The sequence below is a fragment of the Eubacterium sp. AF17-7 genome, assembly GCF_003461285.1.
In the GTDB taxonomy this organism is placed as follows: Bacteria; Bacillota; Clostridia; order Lachnospirales; family Lachnospiraceae; genus Eubacterium_U; species Eubacterium_U album.
Genome location: NZ_QTWU01000010.1, coordinates 1 through 19,276, shown reverse-complemented (window position 1 = coordinate 19,276; position 19,276 = coordinate 1). Strand labels below are relative to the sequence as shown.

Here is a 19,276-nt window from a genome sequence, read left to right as displayed (position 1 = left end):
TTTTATCCTGTTTATAAATTTAAACGCAAAAAAAATAGTGCAAATAGCACTATTTTTTTAGTACTATTTGCACTTAATTATATAAGTCACGAATTTTACTTTTTCTTCTTTCTTTATTTTTTCTATTATTCTTGTTCTAACCATATCAGCTACCTGAGTTGTATTCATATCTTTGTATTCTTCATATTTTATTGGCTTTAAGTAATGAATTTGAACACATACTTCACTTGTTCCAGGAGTATCAAATGGTTTAAACGAATCTATTAATGCTACAGGTACTATTGGAGCTTTTGCTTTCATTGCACTTTTAAAAGTTCCTCCTTTAAACGGTCCCGGATTGTTTCCATCTTTACTTCTTGTTCCCTCTGGGAATATAACAAAATTTTTACCTTTAGAAACCTCATCTTTCATCTCATTTATTATTCCAATTGCCTGTCTTACATCATCTCTGTCAATTAATTTGCCATCTAATGCTTTTCTAACCTGTTTTAACAATATTACATTTTCTAAATTACTTCTCATTACAACTGACACTGGATTGTCATGTGTTTCTACTATTAATAAGAAGTCAAATAATCCTTGATGGTTTGGAAATAATATATAGCCATTTTCTTTAGGTATATTTTCAGTTCCTGTACATCTTATTTTTACATGACCAAATTTATTTACATTTTTGATTACATTTCTTACTTTATTATATCTTTCTTCAAATGTGTATTTTTTACTATTTTCTGCTGATACTATGTCATGCATCATTGAAGGTATATAATAAAATCTTCTCATAACCATATATGCAATTCTATTTATCTTCACTACAATACTCCTTTATTGCTATTTCATATAAATTATTTCCTTCACAATCAATTACAACTATAACCGGCAAATTTTCTACTTCAAGTTTTCTTATAGATTCTGTGCCTAAATCATCATATGCTATAACTTCACTTTTCTTTATGCATTTTGATAAAAGAGCTCCTGCACCACCTATTGCTGCAAAATATACTGCTTTATTTCTTACAATTGCTTCTTTTACTTCTTCTGTTCGTTTACCTTTACCAATCATTCCAATTAAACCTTTGTCTAAAAGTTTTGGTGCATATTTATCCATTCTGCTTGCTGTAGTTGGTCCTGCTGATCCAATTGGTCGTCCTTCTCTTGCTGGAGATGGTCCCATATAATAAATAACATTATTTTCTACATCAAACGGAAGTTTTTCTCCCTTTTTTAATGCTTCATCCATTCTTTTATGTGCTGCATCTCTGGCTGTATATATAGTTCCTGTAATATAAACATAATCTCCTGCTTTTAATTCCTGTGATATTTTTTTATCAAATGGGGCTGTTATTTTTCTATCCATGTTTTTCTCCTAATACAATAAATTTATTTTAGTAATAAATACGTGCTACAATGGCGTAAATAAAGATAAACTAGACCGTGATGTGGAACAATTATCTTTTTATTTAGTATTTTAATTTTAGATTGTTCTTGTTACGTGTCTGTTTACATGACAACATATATTTATAGCTACAGGTAATCCTGCTATATGGGTTGGGTATGTTTCCACATTTACTGCTAATGCTGTCTGTGTTCCTCCCAAACCTCCAGGTCCAATTCCCATTTTATTTATTTTGTCTAATAATTCATTTTCTAATTTGCTTACATATTCTATATCTGAACTACTATCTGCTTCTCTTGCCAATGCCTTTTTTGCAAGATATGCACATTTTTCGAATGTACCACCTATACCTACACCAACTACCATAGGTGGGCATGCATTTGGTCCTGCATCCCTTACTGCAGTTAACACTGCATTCTTTACTCCTTCTATTCCATCAGCTGGTTTAAGCATAAATACTCTGCTCATATTTTCGCTTCCAAATCCTTTTGGTGCAACTGTTATTGTTATATTTTCTCCCGGAACGATTTCATAATGAATTACAGCCGGTGTATTATCTTTTGTATTTTTTCTTATTATTGGGTCATTAACAACTGATTTTCTTAGATACCCTTCTACATAGCCCTGACGAACGCCTTCATTTATTGCATCTTCTATATTTGCTCCTGTTATATGTACATCTTGTCCAATTTTAACAAATACGACTGCCATCCCTGTGTCCTGACAAATTGGTATCTTATCTTCTCTTGCTATTTTTAAATTTTCATCTAACTGCTCTAATATTTGTTTTCCTAATGGTGATTTTTCATTATTACGGGCATTGTCAAATACCTTTTTCATATCATCTGATAGGTAATGATTTGCTTCTATACACATTTCCTTAATATTTTTTGTCAGTAACTGAGCATCTATTTCTCTCATTTATTAATAACCTCCCTGTTTATTTTAAAACTTATTAATAATTTATGTGTTTTATTAATCTTTACTGTGTTAATTTGTATTAGTATTTTTAGTTATTGTTAATACAGGTGAGAAAAACCTAGTTTCTCTCACCTGTCAATCACACTGTTCTTTATTATTCCTGTGTTTCTTCATCTATGCCTTCAGATTCTATTTCATCGCTTTCATTGTCTTCCTGCAATTCTTCTAATCTTCTTGCTTCTTCATCTGCTAAAGTAACACTTTCTTTTACTTTTGTTATACTTGCAACAATTATATCTTCTTGTTCACCTGTGTTCATTAATTTAACACCTGATGTAACTCTTCCAAGTACTGAAATGTCATCAACTTTTATTCTTATTATAATTCCCTGATTTGTAATAAGCATAATTTCATTTCCATCATTGACTGCTTTTACGCCCACTACTTCTCCTGTCTTATCAGTAATGTTATAACATTTTACACCTTTTCCACCACGGTTCTGTAGTTTAAAGTCTGTAAATCTGTTTCTCTTACCATATCCATTTGCTGAAACGAAAGTTATATATTCGCCCTGTGTTTCAAGTTGCATTGCTACAACTTCATCTCCATTTCTAAGTGTAATACCTTTTACACCCATTGCAGATCTTCCTGTTTCTCTTATATCCTTTTCAGCAAATTTTATTGCCTGACCTTTCTTTGTTAACATTAATACATTTTGTTCACAATCAGATACTTTTACTTCAATTAATTCATCATCATCTCTAAGTGTTATTGCCTGAATACCTGTTTTTCTTATATTCATATATGCACTTAACGGTGTCTTCTTAATTGTTCCCTTCTTTGTTGCCATAATGAGATTTCTATCTTCATCAAAATCAGCAAAATGAACCATTGTTGTTATTTTTTCACCTGGCTGAAGCTGTAGTAAATTAATTATAGCCATTCCTCTTGCTGTTCTACTTGCTTCCGGAATTTCATAACATTTTAATTTGTATACTCGTCCTGTATTTGTAAAGAACATAATATAATGGTGAGTATTTGTCATAAATAAATTCTTTATAAAGTCATTATCTATGGTATTCATACCCTTTATTCCTTTTCCGCCACGGTTTTGTGCTTTGAAGTTATCCGTTGTCATACGTTTGATGTATCCTAAATTTGTTATGGTTACAACAGTATCACGTCTTGGAATTAAATCTTCATCTGACAAATCTTCTAAGTCTATTCCAATTGTTGTTCTTCTTTCATCAGCATATTTTTCTTTTATTACTAAGATTTCATCCTTGATTACTCCTAATAATTTATTTTCGTCTTCAAGAATTCCTTTGTAGAATGCAATTTTCGCCATTAAATCATCATATTCAGCCTGTAAATCTTCTCTTGCTAAACCTGTTAACTGACGAAGTCTCATATCTACAATTGCCTGTGACTGTGCTTCAGACAATGTAAATCTTTCCATTAATGCTTTCTTTGCTTCTGCTGTATTTCTTGAAGCTCTTATTATTTTAATTACTTCATCAATATTATCTAATGCAATGAATAAACCTTTAATTATGTGAGCTCTTTCTTCAGCTTTATTAAGTTCATAACGTGTTCTTCTTGTAACTACATCTTTCTGATGATCTAAGTAGCATGTTAATACCTCTAATAAATTTAAGACTTTTGGTTCGCCATTTACTAAAGCAAGCATGATAACACCAAATGTATCCTGCATTTGTGTATGTTTATATAACTGATTTAATATTACATTTGCATTAGCATCTCTCTTAACTTCGATTACTACTCTTGTACCATCCTGGTCAGATTCATCTCTTAAGTCAGAAATTCCTTCTATTCTTTTTTCTTTATGTAATTCAGCTATTTTTTCTACTAATTTTGCTTTGTTTACCATATATGGAAGCTCAGTAACTATAATTCTGCTCTTTCCATTATCCAAAGTCTCAATTTCTGTAGTTGCTCTTACCTTTATTTTTCCTCTACCTGTACGATAGGCTTCGCTTATTCCTTTTGTTCCAAGTATATTTGCTCCAGTTGGAAAATCAGGTCCTTTTATAATTTCCATGATTTCATCCAAATCTGTTGCTCTATTTTCTTCTACCTGATTGTCAATTATTTTCACAATTGCATCAATCGATTCACCAAGATTGTGTGGTGGTATATTTGTAGCCATACCTACTGCAATACCGCTTGTACCATTTACTAATAAGTTAGGATATCTTGATGGTAAAACTGTAGGTTCTTTTTCTGTTTCATCAAAGTTTGGTACAAATTCTACTGTGTCTTTGTTAATATCTGCTATCATTTCTGTAGATATTTTGCTTAAACGTGCTTCTGTATAACGCATGGCAGCTGCGCCATCACCATCTTCTGAGCCAAAGTTTCCATGTCCATCAACTAATGGATATCTTGTATTCCATTCCTGGGCCATGTTTACTAAAGCTCCATAAATTGAGCTATCGCCGTGTGGATGGAATTTACCCATTGTATCACCAACAATACGGGCACATTTTCTATGTGGCTTATCAGGTCCATTATTTAATTCAACCATTGAATAAAGAACTCTTCTTTGTACCGGCTTAAGTCCATCTCTTACATCCGGTAATGCTCTTGCTGCAATTACGCTCATGGCATAATCAATATAAGAGGTCTCCATTGTACTTTTTAAATCTACTTCATGTATTCTGTCAAATATCTTGTCATCCATTATTTATAGCATCCTCCTATACATCTAAGTTCTGAACAAATTTTGCATTTGCTTCTATGAACTCTCTTCTTGGTTCTACTTCATCACCCATAAGAGTTGTAAATGTCTTATCTATTTCAGTTATTGTTTCATCGTCAATTTTAACCTGTTTCAATATTCTTGTGTTAGGATCCATTGTTGTTTCCCATAACTGGCTCGCATCCATTTCACCAAGACCTTTATAACGCTGAATTTTATTCTGATTATCACGACCTATTTCTGTAAGTATTTTATTTAACTCATCATCATTATAGGCATAATAATTTTTTTTGTTTCTTGTTACCTGATAAAGTGGTGGCATTGCTAAATATACATGTCCATCTTTTATTAACTCAGGCATAAATCTATAGAAAAATGTAAGCATGAGTGTATCAATATGAGCTCCGTCAACATCGGCATCAGTCATGATAATAATTTTGTCATATCTCAATTTTGATATATCAAAATCATCCTGAATTCCTGTTCCAAACGCTGTTATCATTGCTCTTATTTCTGCATTTGCCATAATTTTATCTATTCTGGCTTTTTCTACATTTAAAATCTTTCCTCTTAAAGGAAGAATAGCCTGTGTTGCTCTTGTTCTTGCTTTTTTAGCTGAACCACCGGCGGAATCTCCTTCGACTATGAAAATTTCACATTTCTTTGGATCTTTATCTGAACAATCAGCTAATTTTCCCGGTAAAGCAGCTACATCTAAAGCTGTTTTTCTTCTTGTAGCTTCTCTTGCATTTCTTGCTGCAAATCTTGCTCTTTGTGCTAAAACAGCCTTTTCGCATATAATCTTTCCTACATTTGGATTCTGTTCAAGGAAATATGTTAACTGTTCACTCATAACATTTTCCACAGCAGCACGTGCTTCACTATTTCCTAATTTTTGTTTTGTCTGTCCTTCAAACTGTGGATCCTCAATCTTAACACTAATTATAGCAGTAAGACCTTCTCTTATATCTTCACCTGAAAGATTTTCTTCATTATCTTTTAATACTTTTTTAGTTCTTGCATAACTATTAAAAGTTTTTGTAAGTGCTCTTTTAAAGCCTTCAACCTGTGTTCCACCTTCAGGAGTGTTAATGTTATTAACAAAACTTATTGTATTTTCGTTATATCCATCGTTGTGCTGAAGAGCAACTTCAACATAAACATTATTTACTGTTCCTTCACAATATAAAATGTCATCATATAAAGCAGTCTTTCCTTCATTAAGATAACTTACAAATTCTTTTATACCACCTTCATAATGGAATATTTCTTCTTTTGGTTCTTCTTCTCTTACATCTCTTAAAATAATTTTTAAATTCTTAGTAAGGAAAGCTGTCTCTCTTAATCTTTCCTCTAACACCTTAAACTGATAAACAGTATCTTCAAAAATTGTATTATCCGGTAAGAATGTAACTTCTGTTCCTGTAAAATCAGGATCACATTCACCTATAACTTTTAATTCACTTACAACATGTCCATATTCATATTTCTGATAATGGATTTTTCCTTCTCTACATACTTTAACTTCTAACCACTGTGATAAGGCGTTAACTACAGATGCACCTACACCATGTAATCCACCGGATACTTTGTATCCTCCACCACCGAATTTTCCTCCGGCATGAAGTACTGTAAATACAACCTGTACTGCAGGCAAACCTGTTTTTTCATTAATTCCAACAGGAATTCCTCGTCCATTATCCTTTACTGTAATAGAATTATCTTTGTTAATCTGTACATCAATTTCACTACAATAACCTGCTAAAGCTTCATCAACAGCATTATCAACTATTTCATAAACTAAATGATGAAGACCTCTTGTTGATGTTGTTCCAATATACATACCAGGTCTTTTACGTACCGCTTCAAGTCCTTCAAGAATCTGTATTTGGTCTGCACCATATTCATTTTCTACATTTGTATTGTTACCCATTAGTAACTCCTTTCAGTTAAATAGTTTTTTCAAAAACTTTTCCTTCTTTTACGTTAAATATTTTGTTAATTTTAAATCTGTTTTCTATAAATTCATCTAAACCCGTACAAGTTATAATTGTCTGTACGTTTTCTAAACTATTTAATAACTCATTCTGCCTTTTTGAATCTAATTCCGATAATACATCGTCTAACAACAATACCGGTGTATCATGTATTATGCTTTTTACTATTTCAATTTCAGCCAGTTTTAAAGATAAAGCTGCAGTTCTTTGTTGTCCCTGACTTCCGTAAGTTCTTACATTCATATCATCATAATAAAAACTTAGGTCATCCCTATGTGGTCCAACATTTGTATTCTTATACTTTTTATCTTTTTCTCTTGTTAAAACAAGTTGATTATATAACTCTAATTCATCGCAGTTTTTATCATATTTAACTATTATATTTTCTTTGTTATCTGTAATTTTTTTGTGAATTGGATTTATTATTTCGTTTATTTTTTTTACAAATTCACTTCGACGTTTAATAACTTCACTTCCATATTTAGCAAGTTGTAAATCCCATACGTCCAAAGTTTCCTCTAAATCAGGCTTAAAATATAAATCCTTTAATAGTTTATTTCTTTGATTTAATATCTTATTGTAATTTAGCAAATTATAAACATATAATTTATCTAGTTGACATAACTCCAAATCTATAAACCTTCTTCTCTCGGATGGACCATTTTTAATAATATTTAAATCCTCCGGTGAAAAGAATACAACATTAAATATCCCAAATAATTCACTTGCTTTTTTTATAGGAATTCCATTTATAGCAATTCCTTTAGACTTATTTTTTTTCAAATGAATATCAATTCGATATTCTTTATTCTTTTTGTTAATATATATTTTTATATGTGCATCATCACATCCAAATTTTATAACTTCTTTATCTTTCCCACCTCTGTGAGATTTCGTTGTGCTACATATATATATAGCTTCAAGAATATTTGTTTTTCCCTGTGCGTTGTCACCATATAAAATATTAGTTTTAGAATCAACGTTTAAATCTAATGTTTCATAGTTTCTATAATTACAAAGATTTAATTTTTCAATAACCATTATTCTACTTCTACAATTGTACCATCAAATTCAAAAGTATCTCCAGGTACAAGTTTCTTTCCTCTTCTGGTATCAACTTCTCCATTTACCTTTACTTGTCCATCCTGAACAACAAACTTTGCATCAATACCTGAACTAACAAGTCCTGCTAATTTTAATGCCTGACCTAACTTAATATAATCATCTTTTATTTTTATTTTTTCCATTTTTTTCTATTCCTAAACTAATTATTTGCTACTGAAAAGTTAACAGGAAGAATTAAGTAAATATATTTTCCTTCATCATCTCTTATAAAACATGGTGATTTAGGGTTTACATAATATATATTTATCTGTTCTTCATCTATAACCTTTAATGTATCTATTAAGAATCTTGGATTAAAACCAATCATCATATCTTTTCCTTCTTTTTGAATGTAAATTTCTTCATCCATAGAACCAATGAAAGAATTAATCTTAAATTCCATTATTCCATCCTTAATTGTAATAATAATAGGTTTCTTATCGCCTTCTTTAATAAGAAGTGTTGCTCTATCAATACAATCAAGCATTTCTCTTTTATTAATTACAACCTTAGTTTCATAATCACTTGAAAGCATCTGATTTATCTTAAAATATTCGCCTTCAATTAATCTTGAAACAACAAGTGTATTATCAAATTCAAATAATATATGGTTTGTTGTGAAATAAATATTAACAATATCATCAACTCCACCATTTAAAATTTTGCTTATTTCATTTAAAGTTTTTCCAGGAACAACAACTTTAATATCTTCATATTCAGCATTTAATTCAATATTTCTTATAGCTATTCTATGACCATCCAATGCAACAACTTTTAAATTATTACCTGATATTTCAAAAAGTTCTCCTGTCATAAGTTTATTATTATTTTTGTCATCAATTGAGAATATTGTCTGTCTTATAACTTCTTTTAATGAAAACTGTGAAATACTAATACTTTTTTCCTTTTTTATTTCAGGTAAATAAGAAAAATCATCTCCATCTCTACCTATAATGTTAAATTTGGCATTTTCACATGTAATGTTTGCTTTATATTCATTATCAACATCAATAACTACATCATTATCAGGAAGTTTTCTTATAATTTCTGAAAATAATTTAGCTTCTATAGCTACACTACCCGGTTCAATAATTTCACCTTGGACAACCGTTTCAATGCCAAGTTCCATATCATTAGCAGTCATTTTAATTTTTCCCTCAGTAGCGTCAATAAGAAAACATTCTAATATAGACATAGTAGTTTTTGAGGATACGGCTTTCATAGTAATGTTAACTCCTGAAAGTAAATCATTTTTTTTGCAAATAAGTTTCATTGTAAAATCTCCTTTATGTGTAAGTGTTGAAAAATGTATAAATTTATATAAATAAATAAATAATAATTAGTAGCAGTAGTATATAGGGGATGTTAATAAGTTAAAAACTAGTTCTAAGCCCCATGTATAAAAGAAAAGGCTGCATTAATAACAAATGAATAATTTTAAAAACTATTAACATTTTGAGGATATTGTTAATAAAAAAATGTTAATAGCTTAAAAATATAAAAGTAGGATATTAACAATATATTAATAACATTTTAATACTGAAAATATAGTTATTAACATCAAAATAGTAGTTATTAATACAAAAATGTTAATAACTTCACTTCGTATTAAGCTTTTTAATAATAACTTCCACCATATTTTTAGTATTTATGTCTCTTGCCATTTCTTCTTTTATCTGATTAACTCCATATATTACGGTAGATGGATTGTCTTTATGAAGAGCTAATCCAATTTTCTTATTTGTCTCATCGGTAAGCGTTTTACAAATGTACATGCATACCTGTCTGGCATATGCTATTTCTTTAGAACGCTTCTTAGAAGCTAAATCATTAGGTGAAATTCCAAAATGATCAGCAACTACTTCGATAATTTTTTTACATGTTATTGTGTTATCTTCTTCAGGTGAAATATAATCCTTAAGAACATCTTTAGCAAAATCTAAATCAATAGTCTGATTGCTGATTTTACTAAAAGCAATAATCTTAGTTAATGAGCCTTCAAGTTCACGAATATTGAAAATAACATTTGTTGAAATGTAATCTAATACGTCATTAGGTATATCTATACCTTCAACTTCAACTTTCTTTTTCAAAATTGCCATTCTTGTTTCATAATTAGGACTTTGGATATCTACTGTTAATCCAGATTCAAACCTGTTAACCAATCTGTCTTCAAGTCCTTCTAAGTCCTTAGGCTTTCTATCTGAACTAATAACAATGGCTTTTTTATGCATATACAAATACTGGAAAGTATGGAAAAATTCTTCCTGAGTACTTTCCTTTTTCTGAAGAAACTGTATATCATCAATAAGTAAAACATCTACATTTCGATATTTTGCTCTAAAATCAGACATTTCCTGTTGATTACCGCTTTTATTACGTAGTGTTTCAATAAGTTCATTAGTAAAAGATTCACTTGTAGTATATAAAACCTTAGCGTTAGGATTTTTATTTAATACAAAATGACCAATTGATTGCATAAGGTGGGTTTTACCAAGACCTACACCTCCATAGATAAATAAAGGATTGTAGATTCCACCTGGAGACTCAGCAACTGCAAGAGATGTGTCGTGGGCTAAAATATTGTTAGAGCCTACAACAAATGTATCAAAAGTATATTTACTATTTAAATTAGCTTCAGCAATTCTGCTTGTAAGTGAAGCTGATTCATTAATTGTAATATGTTCTTCGGTTTCACTTGGTTCATCTTTAATGTCAGATGGTAAAACAAACTGAAGTTCAAGTTCCATTTTCATAATTTCTTCAATAGTTACTTTTAATGGAATCTGGTATTTTTTCTTTATATATTGAAGACCAAGCATCTCAGTTTCACCCTGATAAACTAAAGTTACGACATTGTCTTCAAAAGATTTAACATGCAATGGTTTTATCCATGTTTTGAAGGAAACATCAGAAATATCGTAATCCTGTTTAAACGTATTGAGAATCTCAGGCCATTTTTCAATCAATGTAGAATACATAAATAATTCTCCTATTTTTTATAAAATAAACTTCTAAAAGTAAAAAAATGCGCAAAATTACACACATAATTATAATAGCAAAAAACAAAAATGTTTTCAACTTATATATAATAAAGAAGAAACTAATAAACGTGTAAAAATTTTGATGTAAAATAGAGAAAAAAGATTTTGTGGAAAAATAACGAAAAATTTTTGTGATAAGTTTACATAAAATAAAAAATAGGTTTACAAATAATTCGACAAAAAATAACAATAATTTTATTAATAAAAAAAGTTATTAATGTTAATAACTTATAAAAGTGTGAATAAATGGGAGGTAAAAGGAAAAAATAATGTGAGTTATTAACTTTTTATTAATAAAATGTTGATAACTGGTGTTAATTACCCGCAAATGTTATGTAAAGTAAATCAAAAAAATAATAAAAATTAACAAAAAATAAAATGCTTGACGTAAAATTAACTTGCCATTATAATTGAAATGATGTTTTATTATAGTGCGTAAGGAGGTGTATCGGAATGCATAAGGGTAAAATGACATATCAGCCAAAAAAGAGACAGAGATCAAAAGTTCATGGTTTTAGATCAAGAATGAGCACAGCAGGCGGAAGAAAAGTTCTTGCAGCTAGAAGAGCAAAAGGAAGAAAAGTATTGTCAGCATAGGCCGCAGTTTTGTGGCCTTTTTCTTTTCTTATTTTAAAGAGGTATTGTAATGAATAGTTATGACTCGCTAAAAAAGAATAGAGATTTTCAAAATGTTTATAAAAATGGAAAATCAAAGGCAAATAAATATTTAGTTATGTATGTACTTGAAAACCAATTAGATAGTAACAGATTAGGAATATCAGTAAGTAAAAAAGTAGGAAATAGTGTAATAAGACATCATCTGACACGTCTAATAAGGGAAAGCTACAGACTAAATAAAGAAATGTTCAATAGTGGTTTGGACATTGTCGTAATTGCACGTGAAAGTGCAAAGGACAGAAAATATAAAGAAATTGAAAGTGCATTGTTGCATTTAGGAAAAATCAATGGAATTCTAAATGAAAAAAGCATGTAAATAAGCTTTTTTATCATTTTAGAATATGTTTGTAACTTGAAAATGAAAAAAACTTCTATATGGTACATTTATGGGAGGGTATATGAAGATGATAAAGAAATTATCTAAAGGTATAAATTTTATTCTTATAGGATGTATAAAATTTTATAGAAAATTTATTTCACCTATGAAAATTACGCCTTGTTGCAGATTTATACCATCATGCTCTCAGTATGCCATAGAAGCTTTACAGAAATATGGACCTTTAAAAGGATCGTTTTTAGCCATAAAGAGAATTTTAAGGTGTAACCATTTCTCTAAAGGGGGCTATGATCCTGTGCCTTAAGGAGGAATAATTGGAATTATTATTAGCTACACAGCAGAGTGGTATATTAATGCCATTTGCTTGGATATTAGGAAAAATACTTGAAGCAATTTACTTTATTTTTTCTTCTATAGGAATTGAAAGTATTGGATTATGTATTATTGTTTTTACAGTAGTAATTAGAATGTTAATGCTTCCAAGTACAATTAAGCAACAGAAATTTTCAAAATTGAATTCAGTAATGAATCCGGAAATTCAGGCAATTCAGAAAAAATATAAAAATAAAGTTGATCAGGCATCACAGCTTGCACAGCAGGAAGAAATTAAGGCTGTATATGATAAGTATGGTGTTTCACCTACAGGAAGTTGTTTACAGTTACTTATTCAGATGCCTATTATCTTAGCTTTATATAGAGTTATTATGAATATTCCGGCATATGTAAGTTCTGTTAAAGATTATTATTTGACAATATTACAAAATATGAATGGAAGTCAGATTAAAGAATTCTTTACTTATAAAGTAGATTCATTTTCTGATTTAACAACACAGCAGGTTAATAATTGTATTGATGTTATGTCAGGATACAACAGAGCAACATTAAAAGTTGATGGATTTAGTTTAAGTAAATTAGTTGATACTATTGATAGTTCAGTAGTTGATAAAGCTTATGATCATATTCATAATATTAACAATTTCTTTTGTTATAACTTAAGTGATTCACCATCACAGATGCTTAAAGCAGGATTACCTATTATTTTAGTATTGTTAATTCCTGTATTAGCTGGTTTAACTCAGTTCTTAAGTGTTACATTATCAATGAAATTAAATAGTGCAGCAACAAATACACAGGATAATCCAATGGCCGGTTCAATGAAAATGATGAATATTATGATGCCATTGATGTCAGTTTATATGTGTTATATGTTTGCATCAGGTATTGGTATTTATTGGGTAACAAGTTCAGCAGCTATGATGATTCAGCAGATATTTATTAATATGCATTTAAAGAAAATGGATGTTAACGAAATTATTGAAAAGAATAAGGAAAAAGCTGAACAGAAGAGAATTGCTAGAAATGAGAAAAACGGTGTTTATAGAGAACAGGTATTAAAGGCTGCATCTACAAATACAAAGTCAGTTTCAAGCAAAGCGAATTCAACTAAATCTTTTGCAGAAAAAGAAAAGATAATTGAAGAAGCTAAAATGAAAAATATGAAGAAAAAGAACGGTAGCATTGGTTCTAGAGTAAATATGGTAAATGACTTTAATGAAAGAAACAAAAAATAGAGGTGAAAGTGTTGGATTTTAAGGAATATACAGGAAAGAATATCGATGATGCTTTAACTAATGCATGTGTTGATTTAGGAACAACAACTGATAAGTTAGAGTATGAAGTTATTAGCAAAGGCAGTAACGGAATCTTAGGAATAGGAAGTAAGCCTGCAGTCATTAAAGCTAGAAAAAATCAGTCAATTGAAGACATTGCAAGAGAATTTTTAGGAAAAGTTTTTGAAGCAATGGAATTAACTGTAAAAATTAATATGGATATCAACGAAGAAGATGGTGTTGTAAATATTGATTTAGTAGGAGATGATATGGGAATACTTATTGGAAAAAGAGGGCAGACTCTTGATTCATTACAGTATCTTGTAAGTCTCGTTATTAATAAAGAAAGCGAAAAATATTTAAGAGTAAAATTAGATACAGAAAACTACAGAGAACGTAGAAAAGCTACTCTTGAAAATCTTGCTAAAAACATTGCATTTAAGGTTAAGAGAATTAAGAAACCGGTATCTCTTGAGCCAATGAATCCATATGAAAGAAGAATTATTCATTCAGCATTACAGAATGATAAATATGTTACAACAAAGAGTGAAGGTGAAGAACCATACAGACATGTTGTTGTAATCTTAAAAAGATAATAAAATATAACATAGGTAAACGTAGCAGTTATAACTGCTACGTTTTCTTTTTGAAAAATATGTGTTATACTAAATTATTATGGCTTATTATGTGTAGTTAATTTGCACATCTTGAGTAAAGAAAAATTAATGACAAAAAGTTGATTAATTTGAAAGGCTTGGTAATGAGATGAAAGTGGTTGATACAATAGCAGCAATTGCAACAGCATCAGGTAATTCCGGAATAGGAATAATAAGAGTAAGTGGTGATGAAGCAATTGAAATTGTAGATAAAATATTTAAATCAGTAAATAGTGATAAAAAATTAGTTAATGTAAAATCACATACAATTAACTATGGGCATATAGTTGATAATGATAAAGTAATTGATGAAGTACTGGTTTCAGTTATGAATGGACCACATTCATATACAGGAGAAGATGTAGTTGAAATTAATTGTCATGGTGGAATGATAGTTATTAGAAAGATATTGGAAATTGTATTAAAAAATGGTGCAAGAACAGCTGAGCCGGGTGAATTTACAAAAAGAGCTTTCTTAAACGGAAGAATGGATTTGTCTCAGGCAGAGGCAGTCATGGATGTAATAAATGCAAAAAATGAATTTGCTTTATCAAGTTCAATAGAGCAGTTAAATGGAAGAGTTTCTGAAAAAATCAAAAGCTTAAGAAAAAAAATTATTTATAATATAGCTTTTATAGAATCAGCACTTGATGACCCTGAGCATATAAGCATTGATGGATATTCAGATAAATTAAGTAAGATTCTTGAAGAGGTTAATGGTGAACTTTCAAGATTAATTAACAATTTTGATAATGGAAGAATTGTTAAAGAAGGAGTTAAGACTGTAATTTTAGGCAAGCCAAATGCAGGAAAATCTTCTTTATTGAACTTACTTCTTGGGGAGGAAAGAGCGATTGTTACTGATATAGAAGGAACTACAAGAGATACTTTAGAAGAAAGCATTAATTTAAACGGTGTCTTTCTTAATTTAATTGATACTGCGGGCATTAGAGATTCTGAAGATGTAGTTGAGCAAATTGGTGTAAATAAGGCAAAAGAACTTGCTGAAAAAAGTGATTTAGTTATATTTGTAGCAGATGCATCGAAAGAATTAGATGAAAATGATAAAGAAATTATTAATTTGATAAAAGATAAACAGGCAATTGTTTTACTTAATAAATCTGATTTAGGAACAATTATAAACGAAAAGAATGTTTCTGAATTTGACAATAAACCTGTAATTACATTTTCTGCAAAAACAGGAGATGGGTTAGATGAATTAGAAAATAAAATAAGAAATTTATTTTATGAAGGAAAAGTTAAATATAATGATGAATTGTATATTACAAATGCAAGACAAAAAGAATCACTTATTAATGCAAAGAATAGTATTGAAGAGGTTATAAAATCAGTAGAGAATGATATGCCTGAAGATTTTTATTCTATTGATTTAATGGATGCATACACATATTTAGGACAAATTATTGGTGAGAGCGTAGAAGATGACCTTGTAAATGAGATATTTAGTAAGTTTTGTATGGGAAAATAATAAAAGTTCTATTTGGAGAGGAAAATAAAATGGCACATGTAGAAGAAAAATATGATGTAGTAATTATAGGAGCGGGACATGCAGGATGCGAGGCGGCACTTGCGTCTGCAAGATTAGGAAATAATACTATTGTATTTACAGTAAGCGTAGATAGCATAGCTTTAATGCCATGTAACCCTAATATAGGTGGAACTTCTAAAGGACATTTAGTAAGAGAAATAGATGCTCTTGGTGGAGAAATGGGAAAAAATATAGATAAAACATTTATCCAATCTAAGATGTTAAATAAATCCAAAGGACCTGCAGTTCATTCATTAAGAGCGCAGGCTGATAAACAGGAATATACAAGAGAAATGAGAAAAACTCTTGAAAATACAGATAATTTAACAATAAGACAGGCTGAAGTTGCAGAAATTTTAGTTGAAGATGGAAAAATAACAGGAGTAAAAACAGCATCAGGTGCAGTTTATTATGCAAAAGCAGTTGTTTTGGCTACAGGAGTTTATTTAAAAGCAAAATGTATATACGGAGATATTTGCCAATATACAGGACCAAACGGTCTTATGGCTGCAAATTTATTAACTGATTCTTTAATTAAGAATGGCATAAAAATGCGTAGATTTAAAACAGGTACTCCGGCAAGAGTGGATAAACGTTCTATAGATTTTAGTAAAATGGAAGAACAGTTTGGTGATAAAAAGGTAGTTCCTTTTTCATTCGAAACAGATTCTGAAAGTGTACAAAAAGAACAGATTTCATGCTGGCTAACATATACAAATGAAGAAACTCATAAGATTATAAGGGATAATATTAACAGATCCCCATTATTTTCAGGAATGATTGAAGGTACGGGACCTAGATATTGCCCTTCAATAGAAGATAAAGTTGTAAAATTTGCAGATAAAAACAGACATCAGGTTTTTATAGAACCGGAAGGAATGTATACAAATGAAATGTACTTAGGTGGAATGTCATCATCATTACCTGAGGATGTTCAGTATGCTATGTACAAAACAGTTCCGGGACTTGAAAATGTTAAAATTGTACGTAATGCATATGCAATAGAATATGATTGTATAGAATATGGACAATTATTGCCAAGTCTTGAGTTTAAGAATATTTCAGGATTATTTAGTGCAGGTCAGTTTAATGGAAGTTCAGGATATGAAGAAGCTGCAGCACAAGGAATAATTGCCGGAATTAATGCTGCAAGAAAAGTTCAGGGAAAAGAAATGCTGGTTCTTGATAGATCACAAGCATATATTGGAGTATTAATTGATGATTTAGTTACAAAGGAAAGTCACGAACCTTATAGAATGATGACTTCAAGAGCAGAATACAGATTATTATTAAGACAGGATAATGCCGATCTTAGATTATCAAAGATTGGATATGAAATTGGATTGATTTCAAAAGAAAGATATGATTATGTTTGCTATAAAGAGAAAGTAATTAAAGAAGAAATAGAGAGATTAAATAAATATGCGATAGGTGCTAACAAAAAAGTTCAGGAATTTTTAGTATCTGTTGGCAGTACTCCACTTAAGACAGGAACAACATTAGCTGAATTAATAAGAAGACCTGAATTGGATTATCAAAAAATAAGTCATTTTGACGATGAAAAGAAAGACTTACCTGAAGATATTGTTGAACAAATAAATATAAATATTAAATATGATGGTTATATTTCAAGACAAATGAAGCAGGTTGCTCAATTTAAAAAGTTGGAAAATAAAAAAATACCTGAAAATTTTGATTATACATTGGTATCAAGCTTAAGAAAAGAAGCAGTTCAGAAACTTACATTGTATAAACCTATAAACATAGGACAGGCGTCTAGAATATCAGGTGTTTCACCAGCTGATATTTCAGTTCTTCTTATATATATGGAACAGCATAAAAATAAATAAAAAGTAGGTATATATGGATAAAATTGAATTTATAAGAAATCATATTGAAAAATTAGATATAAATATTAGTGAAGAACAATGTTGTCAATTTCTTAAATATTATGAAATGTTGGTTGAAAAAAATAAGGTAATGAATTTAACAGGCATTACAGAGTTTGAAGAGGTTGTTGAAAAGCATTTTGTTGATAGTTTATCTTTAGTTAAAAGTATTAAATTAAATGGAGATGAAAGTCTGATTGATGTTGGAACCGGTGCAGGATTTCCCGGAATACCTATTAAAATTATGTTTCCAAATTTGAAAATTATTCTAATGGACTCTTTAAATAAAAGACTTCTCTTTTTGAATGAAGTGATAAATATACTTGGATTGGATAAAATTGAATTGGTTCATGGTAGAGCTGAAGATTTAGGAAAAAATTCTAATTACAGAGAAAAATATGATTTATGTGTATCAAGAGCAGTAGCTAATATATCAACACTTTCAGAATATTGTATTCCATTCATTAAATTAAATGGATACTTTATTTGTTACAAAGCTGATGGATGCATGAATGAAATTAATATTGGAAAAAATGCAATTAAAGTATTAGGTGGAGAAATAGAGGAAATTGTTGATTTTAATTTACCTGATACAGATATAAAGAGAAAAATTATTAATATCAAGAAAATAAAAAACACACCTAAAAAATATCCTAGAAAACCAGGGTTACCTTCAAAAGAACCTATAATATAAGTTTATGTATATTGGTTAAATGTATCTATGTAATTACAAATACAGATATAGGCTAATTATTTAGTTGTTAGGAGTAAAATATGAAAAAAACTAAAGAATATTTAGAAAACAGAATTAAAAAGCTGACAGATGAGAGAAAAAAATGCGTTTCTAAATATAATAGTAATAGGCAGAAAATAATAGAGACAAATATTATTATAGAGAGAATGAAAAGTATATCAGATGAAGCTTTAGAAATATTTTCACCTAAATTTAGAGAAACAAATACATTTAATCAGCATGAAATAAAGGAATTAGGAACCAAGATTGTTACTATAGCACAAATTAACAATGAATTAGCTGAAAATATAAAAAAAATAGATAAAGAAATATCAGAAATAAATGTTTGTTTAAAAGAAATAAGTAAGTAGTTAAAAGAAGGAATGTTTCACGTGAAACATTCCTCTTTTTATTGAAAACTAGATAAATTAACTTAAATAATCAATTAATTATAAATTGAAAATAATTAAAAACAATATATATTTACCTATATAAGTGCTTGCTTTTATGTAATTATAGAATATCATTATTAAAACAAATATTAATTTAGTAATTAAGTAATGTTTCACGTGAAACATTAGTAAAATATTAATAACATAATTCATATAAGATAAAAATAAAAGTAAATAAATATAAATAT

Annotated in this window: 18 protein-coding genes; 9 read left to right on the top strand and 9 right to left on the bottom strand. The window is 29.4% G+C overall.

The window, feature by feature from the left end; all coding sequences use genetic code 11:
- Window positions 1–63: 63 nt before the first annotated feature.
- From DWW96_RS09330 to dnaA, 9 genes are all read right to left on the bottom strand, one after another.
- Window positions 64–813 (bottom strand): lysophospholipid acyltransferase family protein, encoded by a 750-nt coding sequence (locus tag DWW96_RS09330; protein WP_243003059.1) that lies wholly within the window; start codon window positions 811–813, stop codon window positions 64–66.
- The gene (locus tag DWW96_RS09325; protein ID WP_117910217.1) at window positions 800–1,357 is read right to left on the bottom strand and encodes a Fe-S-containing hydro-lyase; all 558 of its coding nucleotides are present in this window, start codon (window positions 1,355–1,357) and stop codon (window positions 800–802) included. Before DWW96_RS09325 ends, DWW96_RS09330 begins: the two co-directional genes overlap by 14 nt.
- Before the next feature lie 117 nt (window positions 1,358–1,474).
- A complete protein-coding gene (locus DWW96_RS09320) occupies window positions 1,475–2,317 on the bottom strand; it encodes a fumarate hydratase (protein ID WP_117910216.1) in 843 nt (280 codons plus the stop codon).
- A 154-nt stretch (window positions 2,318–2,471) separates the two neighbouring features.
- Complete coding sequence (gene gyrA, locus DWW96_RS09315) at window positions 2,472–5,021, bottom strand: DNA gyrase subunit A (RefSeq protein WP_117910215.1); 2,550 nt, start codon at window positions 5,019–5,021, stop codon at window positions 2,472–2,474.
- A 16-nt stretch (window positions 5,022–5,037) separates the two neighbouring features.
- Window positions 5,038–6,972 carry a DNA topoisomerase (ATP-hydrolyzing) subunit B gene (gene gyrB, locus DWW96_RS09310; RefSeq protein WP_117910214.1) on the bottom strand — a complete coding sequence of 645 codons (1,935 nt, stop codon included), beginning with the start codon at window positions 6,970–6,972 and terminating at the stop codon, window positions 5,038–5,040.
- Between the two features lie 16 nt (window positions 6,973–6,988).
- Entirely contained in the window at window positions 6,989–8,077 is a 1,089-nt protein-coding gene (gene recF, locus DWW96_RS09305; RefSeq protein WP_117910213.1) for a DNA replication/repair protein RecF, read from the bottom strand.
- Window positions 8,077–8,283 carry an RNA-binding S4 domain-containing protein gene (locus DWW96_RS09300; RefSeq protein ID WP_022089472.1) on the bottom strand — a complete coding sequence of 69 codons (207 nt, stop codon included), beginning with the start codon at window positions 8,281–8,283 and terminating at the stop codon, window positions 8,077–8,079. The genes recF and DWW96_RS09300 overlap by 1 nt, the downstream gene beginning before the upstream one ends.
- A gap of 17 nt (window positions 8,284–8,300) precedes the next feature.
- Window positions 8,301–9,413 carry a DNA polymerase III subunit beta gene (gene dnaN / locus DWW96_RS09295; protein ID WP_117910212.1) on the bottom strand — a complete coding sequence of 371 codons (1,113 nt, stop codon included), beginning with the start codon at window positions 9,411–9,413 and terminating at the stop codon, window positions 8,301–8,303.
- 325 nt (window positions 9,414–9,738) lie between these two features.
- Window positions 9,739–11,121: a chromosomal replication initiator protein DnaA gene (dnaA, locus tag DWW96_RS09290; RefSeq protein ID WP_117910211.1), complete on the bottom strand. Its 1,383-nt coding sequence runs from the start codon at window positions 11,119–11,121 to the stop codon at window positions 9,739–9,741.
- A 516-nt stretch (window positions 11,122–11,637) separates the two neighbouring features.
- Between dnaA and rpmH the strand changes: the two genes are divergently transcribed.
- The 9 genes from rpmH (at window position 11,638) to DWW96_RS09245 (ending at window position 19,007) form a co-directional block, all read left to right on the top strand.
- Window positions 11,638–11,781, top strand: a complete 144-nt coding sequence (gene rpmH, locus DWW96_RS09285) for a 50S ribosomal protein L34 (RefSeq protein ID WP_022089469.1) — start codon at window positions 11,638–11,640, stop codon at window positions 11,779–11,781.
- Window positions 11,782–11,830: 49 nt separating this feature from the next.
- Window positions 11,831–12,178 (top strand): ribonuclease P protein component, encoded by a 348-nt coding sequence (gene rnpA, locus DWW96_RS09280; RefSeq protein ID WP_022089468.1) that lies wholly within the window; start codon window positions 11,831–11,833, stop codon window positions 12,176–12,178.
- 88 nt (window positions 12,179–12,266) lie between these two features.
- Complete coding sequence (yidD, locus tag DWW96_RS09275) at window positions 12,267–12,503, top strand: membrane protein insertion efficiency factor YidD (protein ID WP_022089467.1); 237 nt, start codon at window positions 12,267–12,269, stop codon at window positions 12,501–12,503.
- Between the two features lie 10 nt (window positions 12,504–12,513).
- Window positions 12,514–13,770, top strand: a complete 1,257-nt coding sequence (locus DWW96_RS09270; RefSeq protein ID WP_022089466.1) for a YidC/Oxa1 family membrane protein insertase — start codon at window positions 12,514–12,516, stop codon at window positions 13,768–13,770.
- 11 nt (window positions 13,771–13,781) lie between these two features.
- The gene (gene jag / locus DWW96_RS09265; RefSeq protein ID WP_117910210.1) at window positions 13,782–14,405 is read left to right on the top strand and encodes an RNA-binding cell elongation regulator Jag/EloR; all 624 of its coding nucleotides are present in this window, start codon (window positions 13,782–13,784) and stop codon (window positions 14,403–14,405) included.
- 169 nt (window positions 14,406–14,574) lie between these two features.
- On the top strand, window positions 14,575–15,954 hold the full coding sequence (gene mnmE, locus DWW96_RS09260; RefSeq protein WP_117910209.1) for a tRNA uridine-5-carboxymethylaminomethyl(34) synthesis GTPase MnmE: 1,380 nt from the start codon (window positions 14,575–14,577) through the stop codon (window positions 15,952–15,954).
- A 29-nt stretch (window positions 15,955–15,983) separates the two neighbouring features.
- A complete protein-coding gene (mnmG, locus tag DWW96_RS09255) occupies window positions 15,984–17,864 on the top strand; it encodes a tRNA uridine-5-carboxymethylaminomethyl(34) synthesis enzyme MnmG (protein ID WP_117910208.1) in 1,881 nt (626 codons plus the stop codon).
- 13 nt (window positions 17,865–17,877) lie between these two features.
- Window positions 17,878–18,597, top strand: coding sequence for a 16S rRNA (guanine(527)-N(7))-methyltransferase RsmG (gene rsmG / locus DWW96_RS09250; RefSeq protein WP_117910207.1), 720 nt, complete (start codon window positions 17,878–17,880; stop codon window positions 18,595–18,597).
- Between the two features lie 80 nt (window positions 18,598–18,677).
- Window positions 18,678–19,007 carry a hypothetical protein gene (locus DWW96_RS09245; RefSeq protein ID WP_022089461.1) on the top strand — a complete coding sequence of 110 codons (330 nt, stop codon included), beginning with the start codon at window positions 18,678–18,680 and terminating at the stop codon, window positions 19,005–19,007.
- Window positions 19,008–19,276 lie beyond the last annotated feature (269 nt).

Bases quoted from the DNA above. Each gene is read 5' to 3' on its own strand.
- DWW96_RS09325 (WP_117910217.1), bottom strand. From the start codon at position 1,357: ATGGATAGAAAAATAACAGCCCCATTTGATAAAAAAATATCACAGGAA.
- DWW96_RS09320 (WP_117910216.1), bottom strand. From the start codon at position 2,317: ATGAGAGAAATAGATGCTCAGTTACTGACAAAAAATATTAAGGAAATG.
- gyrA (WP_117910215.1), bottom strand. From the start codon at position 5,021: ATGGATGACAAGATATTTGACAGAATACATGAAGTAGATTTAAAAAGT.
- gyrB (WP_117910214.1), bottom strand. From the start codon at position 6,972: ATGGGTAACAATACAAATGTAGAAAATGAATATGGTGCAGACCAAATA.
- recF (WP_117910213.1), bottom strand. From the start codon at position 8,077: ATGGTTATTGAAAAATTAAATCTTTGTAATTATAGAAACTATGAAACA.
- DWW96_RS09300 (WP_022089472.1), bottom strand. From the start codon at position 8,283: ATGGAAAAAATAAAAATAAAAGATGATTATATTAAGTTAGGTCAGGCA.
- dnaN (WP_117910212.1), bottom strand. From the start codon at position 9,413: ATGAAACTTATTTGCAAAAAAAATGATTTACTTTCAGGAGTTAACATT.
- dnaA (WP_117910211.1), bottom strand. From the start codon at position 11,121: ATGTATTCTACATTGATTGAAAAATGGCCTGAGATTCTCAATACGTTT.
- rpmH (WP_022089469.1), top strand. From the start codon at position 11,638: ATGCATAAGGGTAAAATGACATATCAGCCAAAAAAGAGACAGAGATCA.
- rnpA (WP_022089468.1), top strand. From the start codon at position 11,831: ATGAATAGTTATGACTCGCTAAAAAAGAATAGAGATTTTCAAAATGTT.
- yidD (WP_022089467.1), top strand. From the start codon at position 12,267: ATGATAAAGAAATTATCTAAAGGTATAAATTTTATTCTTATAGGATGT.
- mnmE (WP_117910209.1), top strand. From the start codon at position 14,575: ATGAAAGTGGTTGATACAATAGCAGCAATTGCAACAGCATCAGGTAAT.
- mnmG (WP_117910208.1), top strand. From the start codon at position 15,984: ATGGCACATGTAGAAGAAAAATATGATGTAGTAATTATAGGAGCGGGA.
- rsmG (WP_117910207.1), top strand. From the start codon at position 17,878: ATGGATAAAATTGAATTTATAAGAAATCATATTGAAAAATTAGATATA.
- DWW96_RS09245 (WP_022089461.1), top strand. From the start codon at position 18,678: ATGAAAAAAACTAAAGAATATTTAGAAAACAGAATTAAAAAGCTGACA.